This window comes from Rhizobium sp. SEMIA 4085 (assembly GCF_013004495.1).
Classification (GTDB): Bacteria; Pseudomonadota; Alphaproteobacteria; order Rhizobiales; family Rhizobiaceae; genus Rhizobium; species Rhizobium gallicum.
Window position 1 is genome coordinate 1 of record NZ_JABEPH010000299.1, and the last position, 7,836, is coordinate 7,836.

Below are 7,836 nucleotides of genomic sequence, written 5' to 3' on the forward strand. Positions count from 1 at the left end.
TCCGCTCTTCTTCCCCGTGTCCGGTGTCGCCCTTTGATCCGTCATGAGAGCGGGAGTTCCGTGCATCCCCGCATCTCGGCCTTGTAGTCGCATTGGGCGCGGCGGCGCATAAATCTTTCTGTGCGCGCTGATCTACTAGAAGGCGGCTGTCATCGCTCGATCCTTCTCGACGAACGCACGGGTAGGCTGAAGTGAGAAAACTGGCTCAGCGTCTTGTGAGTTCAGTCGCAACATTATGGCGATTGTTGTGCTGGTCTCGCCGTTCAGTACGCGCTTCAATGCAAGCTGGCAAAGCGGTCCTCCGGGTTACGACCAACCAGCGACGCGCACCCGCTGTACGGAATGCTGCTGCGACTTCGAGGAGAGCGAGGCGATCACGCTCTGGTTTTGCCGGAAGCATTGGCTGCTGACCTATCGCGGCCCGCGACCACTTGGCCGTCTGGAAAGGCCAGCTAAATCGGCATTGTTGCTCTCGTAAAGTCCTTTTGTTCTCGACGCCGTTGCCCCCGCACCAGCAACTCAGCACTTTAACTATCAGCGCTATTTCTTTTCCGCGCGATAGCGCTCATCAGCCACTTATTCGGCGGCCGCTAGAAAGAAGTTATTTTGTGAGGAAGCGGCAAGATCATGGACCCTGGCTTCAGCTTTGGCAATCAGCTGGTAGAATTCGTCCTGCGCTTCAACGTCCAGCTGGATAACAGCGTTGACATCGTCTGCCGTGTCACAGACGCAGGCGACTGCCGAGATAGGACACACGCCGCCTGGATAACGCTTACCAGTGCCGGTATAGGCGCGGCGACCCCAGCGTTCCGAATAGACAGTCTCTTCACGGTCGAGGTGCAGAATGGTCCCCTTGCACGCGGTGACAATGGCGGCCTTGCCGTAGGCGAACCAGTGGTAGTTCAACTTTCGCAGTATATATTTGCCTGTGATGTCCTCGCCCGCCAGCTCTGCCGGGTCATTAATCATTCTGATCATCGTGGCTACCTCTCATCGCTCGCTAATATCCGTCAGGACCGCTAGGACGACAAGATAGAAAAACGTAGCATTCGGAGTAACTTAGTCACAAAGTGTTTCCGATTCTTACACTGCTTCGAGCACCCTTCAGGTGGTTGGCAGCGTTGGGAAACGCAGGTTGGCCTCTGCCAAAAACAAGGATGCACATGTCAAGGCTGTTCAATGGCGAGCTGTATCCAGATCGATCTATCCGGAAACGTCCAAGGAATATTGCTTGAACCTGATCGGCGGACGGAAGGGGAACCCTTGTTCTCGCCGGATCGAGCGGGCGTGTCGATGTTCCACGTGCTCCGCTCTTCGCCAGCATCGGCGCAACGTCGCTTGCCCTGCGCTGGTTCGGCGGCGAGGGCCAAGCCCCAGGAATCTGTGAAGTCCCGCTGGAGACGTTCGTCCAAGCAATCGACGAACTTGAGAAACGCGGCTGCAGGCAGATCGCCATAGCCGGAACATCAAAAGGTGCGGAAGCTGCTCTGCTTGTTGCTGCACGCGATGAGCGCGTCGACGCAGTCTTTGCCATGAGCCCAACGTCCGTTGTCTGGGGGAACATCGGACCGGGCCGTGACGGCATCGCCTGGCCGGAGCGCTCATCGTGGACATGGAAGAGCGAGCCCTGCCCTTCGTACCCACCGATCCTTTATGGACAAAGGAATACACGAACGGGCTGGTTTCCTATCGAAGCTTGTTCGAGCACTGTCTTCAACGCTACGCCAAATCGATTCCGGCTGCCACCATTCCCGTCGAACAAAGCCGGGCAAAAATAATTCTGATCGCTGGCGGCAGTGACGCTCTGGCGCTCGGAGAGCTTTGCGAGATCGGTTCTTCATCGCCGCCAAATGTTCGCGAAAGAAGCCGAGCTGATTTGCGATCCAGAGGCTGGTCATCGTATCCTCCTTCCAGCGGAAACAACGCCAAGATCGTCGCTGCATGCGCACGGGGGCAGCGATAAATCTGAGAGGCGACTGGGAAGGGCTGCTTGGGTTGCTTTTGCCAATATTATACACCTCGCATAACCGTGTTGGACGCCATGGTGGTCAGCGCAGCCGGTCTGCAGTCTCGCCGAGAGTGTCCGCCACATAGGCTCCGCGTGATCCCATCGGCAATGGTGCGCCCGTGGTAGTGTCCTTCGCCGTCTGGTGTTCCAGCTCGGCATTCAGCTCGCCTCCCACGATCAGGATGACGATCGACAGCCAAATCCAGACCAGGAAGCCGATCAGCGCGCCGAGGGTGCCATAGGTCGCGTCGTAGTTGGCGAAGTGGTTGAGGTAGAACGAAAATCCGATCGACATCGCAAACCATGAAAAGCTCACAAGAAAGGCACCCCACGTCATCCATCGGAGCTTGGCGGGCTCGCGGCTCGGACCGAAGCGGTATACGGCGGTGGTGGCTGCGGCTGCGATCAAAAGCAACAGCGGCCACCTCAGGAGCAGGGCCATGTGCTCTTTGAATAGGTCGAGCCAAAGATAGGAAAGCACCACAGGCATGACAGCGACCAATCCTATTATTGTGGCGGCAGAGAGCATCGCGCCGAAAGTGAAGCACAGCCCTACGAGGTTAAGCTTGACCAGTCCCCGCTTTTCCTTTTCTTCATAGGCCACGTTCATCGCATCGAAGACCGCCAGCGTCCCGCTGTGCGTGCTCCACAGGGCGATGGCAAGGCCAACGAAGAAAGTGATGCCAAGCGTCGAGTCGCGGCTTTCCGCGAGGCTCTTGATGCGATCGGCGATGAGATCGAACGCGCCCGGCGGAAGCAGTCCTGACAGTTCCCGGAGGTGGCCAGCCATGGTGGCCGGATCTGCAATCAGCCCGTAAAGCGCGACGAGTGCCGACAGCGAGGGGAAAAGACCCAACAAGAGGTAGAACGTCACTCCGGCTGCTATGAGTGTCACACGATCATCGATGACCTCGTGAACCACCCGCCAAAAGACATCGCGCAGGCCTTTTACAGGTATCGCCTCGGGAACGCTTGCGTCCCTTCCTCGACCAGCCTCGAACTCAGTCTCCACTGATCCGGCTGGCGTGTCTCCATGGGTGCCCCTCAGTGCGACGAGTACACCGCCCACCAAGACAAGGAGGGTGGCGACGCTCGACAGCTTAATGTGCGGACGACTGAGCATAGGTAGTTCCATTCAGCAGGGTAATTGCGGTGGGCCACGCTTCTTGTTGGGATCGCGGTTCCCCTTGCTCATCCTAAGATTTGTCCGCCTCCTCGACCATCCTACCTTGGAAGCATCATGAACGTCGGACGCGACTGAAACAGCCTCGTTAGAGACGTCGGATGCAATCTTCGGTCTTAATCCATCATCGAATACAGCTGGGCCGCAACCGTGTTTTTCTCCGCGTCGGCGGCTTGGCCAAGGTGTTCGTGTTTCGGTTTCTGTATGCGGCATGGCGGACGGCGCCTGCCGCATCTCATGAACCATCAATTGGAAGGTTTGTTCCTCTGAGCACAGCAGCGTGCGTCTCGGGGGGCGTGACGGTCCTACTGCAGGGTCACGTGAGCAGGATACACACGAGCCATCTCTGGACGTTGCTCGAACGTCCGGCGGAGCAACCGCGCTGCGTCATCCATGATGAAGACGAGGTCCGTAAGGCGCTCGATCTCCTCGTGAATTCGATATGCCTCGACGTCGTCGAGACTGCCACTTCCGATCAGCCTTCTCGCCTTTTCGACCAAGCGTTCCGTCCGGTCAACGATGTCCAGGCTGCGGCGTATAATGACTTCGAGCATGCGTGTCCCTCGCTTGCATGACGCAGCGTGGGGGAGAATCGATCAACAGGCAATCACTAAATGTGACTAAAGACGGTCGCGGATACGGTCGTAAAGATCGCGGACTTCATCGAGCGCCCGGTCGTAGCGTGAGCGAGGCGTAGATGATCGAAGACCGGCGATCGCAAAGGCAAACGCACCGGCGACCGCCGCGGCGGTCAGGAGTGATGAAACAGGATAGAGCTTAACCGTTGCTTCAGTCTGACGTGCGGCTTGCCTTGCGCCACCCTTTACGGATTGCGCGGCGTCGGAAATCTGCTGCCGCAACGCCTCCATCTGCTTGCGCAGGGCGCTGATTTCTTCGCGAGGATCATAGTCCGGCTGAGGCGGAATGCCTACCGCGGCGGTGTTGGTGTCGACAATCGCCTTGGGAACGGGCTCGCCGATCTTGGCACCCTTGGCAACCAAGGGCGCGGTGTCGGTTCGTTTGCGAGGCGGCATGGGCGGTCTCCCTGAAATGGTCTTTCCACGTTAACTGGAGCAGACGGTCCTGCGTTCAAGCGCACAAGCCACGCAGTCGAATTGCTGCTGACCGATTGGATGACGGAGCGTTTAGTCGCGCAGTCCAGATGGACCATGAAGCTTCGATCCGCTTCGCGGCGACGTCTTCGAGAGTGCGATAGCCTTCGTCGTCGAGTCCAATGGCTGCGCTGGGGAACGTATCGTCGGGCAAATCCTCGTAGAAGCGGACCTGCGATGTACCGCTTCGGTAAGGGCTGCGACATCGGCCCTGTCCGACATAAACAGCAGCTGCGGCTTTCCAGGTCCTCAACCTGTCGAGGTCCTCGCTGGTTAGTCTGCGGACCAGCTCCGGTTCAATCAGGTTCGTTTGGTGCTGGTCCTTCATAAGAGGCGAGCGAAACACCTGCGCAATCCACGCCCAAAGGAGTGGCCCCTGACAGCTCTCTTATGCGTGGGCTTAAGAACGTGGCTGACGCTATCTGAATGCCACTTCCACGTGTGCCGATCCTGGGCAATCACCTGGCAACCCGTCTCGAAACCTTCCCCTTTAATAGCCAGAACGAACTCGGGAGGAATACCGGCCGAGTTTGAAACGGAAAGCGCGGCACTGTCGCTACCGAGGGACTTGATGGTGCAGTCGATGGTTGAACGTCGATCGTTAGATATAATGGAACCAGCCTTCAGCACCCGACGACGGTTGCCCATCGTCTGATCCGCTTGAATGGAACTCCACGAGACGCAACGATTTCGTCCTTTATGCTTGGCATGATAAATCGCGGCGTCCGCCTGGGCCAGAAGTGTCTCGATGTCTTTGCTAACGATCGAGAGTGCCGAGACTCCCAAGCTGGCTGTCGCCCTCAGCGTGCCGTAGTCGCCGCGGATTTCCTGCGACGAGATCGCAGTCCTCAGTTTTTCCGCCACTGCAATTGCACCTTCCCGGTCAATATGGGGAAGGATAATGGCGAACTCTTCGCCCCCGAGGCGGCCAAACAGATCGCCGGCCCTCAGTGCTGCCCTGCATGTTGACGCGACCGTCTTGAGAACCTCGTCTCCGGCAGCATGACCATAGGTGTCGTTGACTCGCTTGAAATGATCGATGTCGAAGACGACGCAGGAAAGACTGTGCTGGTGCCGCAAAGCCAAGGAGATGAGCTGCTCGGCTTCCTGCTTGAAGGCGCGCCGCGTTAGGGCTTCGGTCAGGCTGTCGGTGGCTGCCGATTGCAGTAATTCGATTCGATCCATGGCGGCACCCGCAAGTTCGGTGAGGATCGCCAGATCTCTGCTGCCGAATGATCTTGGCCTGCGATCTATCGCGCACACCGTGCCAATTGCGTGTCCGTCATTCGTTTTCAATGGGACGCCTGCATAAAAACGGATGTGGGTCTTGCCCGTCACCGCCGGATGGTTTGAAAACCGCAGATCCTTGGTTGCATCCTCCACGATGATTGGTTCTTCGCAGTCCACGACGTAGCGGCAGAACGTATCTTCGCGCGGCACCTCATCGGTTAAAAAGGCCGGAGCAGGCCTTATACCATTGACGATGCGCATCGATCAGCGAGACGATACCGATATCGATTGCGAAGATTTCCTTGATCAGCCGCACCACCCGATCGAAGCCTTCGTCTCTTGGCGTGTCGAGCAGGTCGAAGCGTTCCAGTGCAGCCAGGCGGGCTGCTTCCCGCTCGGCGGCCACTGCAGATGACTTCCCGAATGGTCTTGCCCCTGCCATTTCCGCGTCTCTCCTCAAAGGTCCGTGGGTTGATGATCGATTCGAAAAATTAACAAAGGAATTCGGCGATAGCGAAAAGTTAACGCTTCAGGGATTCGGATGCCGCGCACTGAGTGCTGAAAAGCCGGTCGAGGCCGCAGTCGGTTCCTCTTCGCCAGCCCTTCTTGGTGGCGCCTGCTCAGACTTGTCAACCATTTCCAGGGTCGATCGCGTCCCTGCCGCAGTTTCGCGGCCTAGTTTCTGCGCGCTCAGCGTCGACCTCACGGCTGGGCGCGTAAAAGTTTTAGAGCGCTTCGGAGCGCACTACGCGCAAGAGCGTTGGAGAAGGAACTGTTGTCATCGTGAGTCCGCTTTCCCAGAAGCGCGTTTTCGTTCTGTGCCAGTGCGAAGCTGATTGTCCTGCCGCCTTTGCTCTTTTGCAACGAATTCGTCTGGTACGCGATTGTCGCTTTCGCTTTCTCGTCCAGAAAACCGCGTTCCGTTTACCTGCTTTCCAAGCAATGGATCGACCGGGCAGCAGGGGCCGTCGCAGGGGCGCTCGGCGTGAAGCTCGTGATAGAAGGCGTGGGGGCTGCGCGATAGACAATGAAGCGTCGGAGACGGGTGTTCGTTCAATAAATATCCGGCGTTCAGCAAGTTGCCGAAAGCGCATTTTTGGTGAGCATCGCCGTCAGGGACTCGTTGTCGCCGAACGAAGAACCGGTCACCCGGTAGAGCAGCGGACTGAGAGACGCAGTTGTAAGAACCGAACGGAAACGGATGGTAGGACAGTGAAACTCAGCGGTTGAACAGGTCCTGCCACTGCTTCTCGCCAATCATGCAGTCGGTAGCCGGTATGCCGTCGGCGATTTTTTGAATCTCCGCCGGCGGGGTAAGGCCACTGATCTCCATGACCAGCTTACGGCGCACAGCAACGGCGAAATCCTCTATCTTGCGAACCGGCAGCACGAAGGATCCGGGGCCGCCGATGACGCAATCCGCATAATATTTGTCGAGCCCGCTCGGAGCCTCGGCAGGTCTCAGCATAATGGCGAGACCGTTAATGACGATGCCTACCCCTAACGCCTTGTCCCGGGTAGACATGACCGGATCGCCGGAATTGTTTGGCCCATCCCCGGAAACATCGATCACCTTCCTTATGCCGTCATAGGGGCTGGAGACTATCATTGTGGCGCCCTGGGCTATCGCAGCGGAGATCGATGTACGACGCTGCGTGCTGATCGGTCGCGCTTCCAGCTTATTGGCGAAATCGAGCGCATCCTGCTGCGTCTCGATTGCCTGCCACTCGATCACGGAACCGGGCACAACATAGCCTGCCCATTCAAAATAGCTGATGACAATGCGACCGGTGAGACCGCCCTTCACCGCGTCGATGAATTCCTTGTGCTTGAGCGCTTCGATATAGCCCTCGCGCTGGATGCGAACTTCCTCGTAATCCATGGACCGTGAGGTATCGACAGCAAGGACAAGTTCGACATCGACCTCGACTTCCGAAGCTTGCGCCACTGTCGAGGGGAGACCGGAGAGGCCGATGAGCACCGCGAGCGTCGTAAACATCGTCAACCAATCACTGCGTTATTCACGCAAAGGACTGTAACACAGCTTGGTCGGAGAATGACCCTCGAGCGCCTGCGGCCCTTCAACTTTCGGTGAGAGATGGAAATCCGGCTCTGTCGACAGCATCCGACGTTTATCCGTCCCGATCTCGACGACCGCGATCGACACGAGCCGAAAAGTTGTCGGTGTACAGCGGCGCCGATTGCACGAATTTGCGGCTGAACACGATAATGGTTGCGGTCATGGCAATCCATCTTCAGGGCGCCCTGCCAGGCTTGCCTGCGGCAGGTATGCCGCTAGTTGG

At 57.7% G+C, this 7,836-nt stretch carries 5 protein-coding genes and 2 pseudogenes; 1 reads left to right on the top strand and 6 read right to left on the bottom strand.

Going from position 1 to position 7,836, the window contains the following annotated elements; genetic code table 11:
* Window positions 1-576: 576 nt before the first annotated feature.
* Window positions 577-978: a hypothetical protein gene (locus C9413_RS24015; RefSeq protein WP_040115299.1), complete on the bottom strand. Its 402-nt coding sequence runs from the start codon at window positions 976-978 to the stop codon at window positions 577-579.
* A 201-nt stretch (window positions 979-1,179) separates the two neighbouring features.
* Between C9413_RS24015 and C9413_RS24020 the strand changes: the two are divergent.
* Window positions 1,180-2,027: pseudogene (locus C9413_RS24020) on the top strand (acyl-CoA thioester hydrolase/BAAT C-terminal domain-containing protein).
* 21 nt (window positions 2,028-2,048) lie between these two features.
* On the opposite strand, the gene C9413_RS24025 reads toward C9413_RS24020, so the two are convergent.
* The 5 genes and pseudogenes from C9413_RS24025 to C9413_RS24045 all read right to left on the bottom strand — a co-directional run bounded on the left by C9413_RS24025 (window position 2,049) and on the right by C9413_RS24045 (window position 7,532).
* Window positions 2,049-3,131, bottom strand: coding sequence for a YihY/virulence factor BrkB family protein (locus C9413_RS24025; RefSeq protein ID WP_040115297.1), 1,083 nt, complete (start codon window positions 3,129-3,131; stop codon window positions 2,049-2,051).
* A 365-nt stretch (window positions 3,132-3,496) separates the two neighbouring features.
* Window positions 3,497-3,745 carry a hypothetical protein gene (locus C9413_RS24030; protein WP_040115295.1) on the bottom strand — a complete coding sequence of 83 codons (249 nt, stop codon included), beginning with the start codon at window positions 3,743-3,745 and terminating at the stop codon, window positions 3,497-3,499.
* A gap of 66 nt (window positions 3,746-3,811) precedes the next feature.
* A complete protein-coding gene (locus tag C9413_RS24035; protein WP_040115293.1) occupies window positions 3,812-4,225 on the bottom strand; it encodes a membrane protein in 414 nt (137 codons plus the stop codon).
* A 496-nt stretch (window positions 4,226-4,721) separates the two neighbouring features.
* Window positions 4,722-5,975, bottom strand: a pseudogene (locus tag C9413_RS24040) (sensor domain-containing diguanylate cyclase).
* Between the two features lie 777 nt (window positions 5,976-6,752).
* Window positions 6,753-7,532 carry a DUF1194 domain-containing protein gene (locus tag C9413_RS24045; protein WP_040115290.1) on the bottom strand — a complete coding sequence of 260 codons (780 nt, stop codon included), beginning with the start codon at window positions 7,530-7,532 and terminating at the stop codon, window positions 6,753-6,755.
* Window positions 7,533-7,836: the final 304 nt, after the last annotated feature.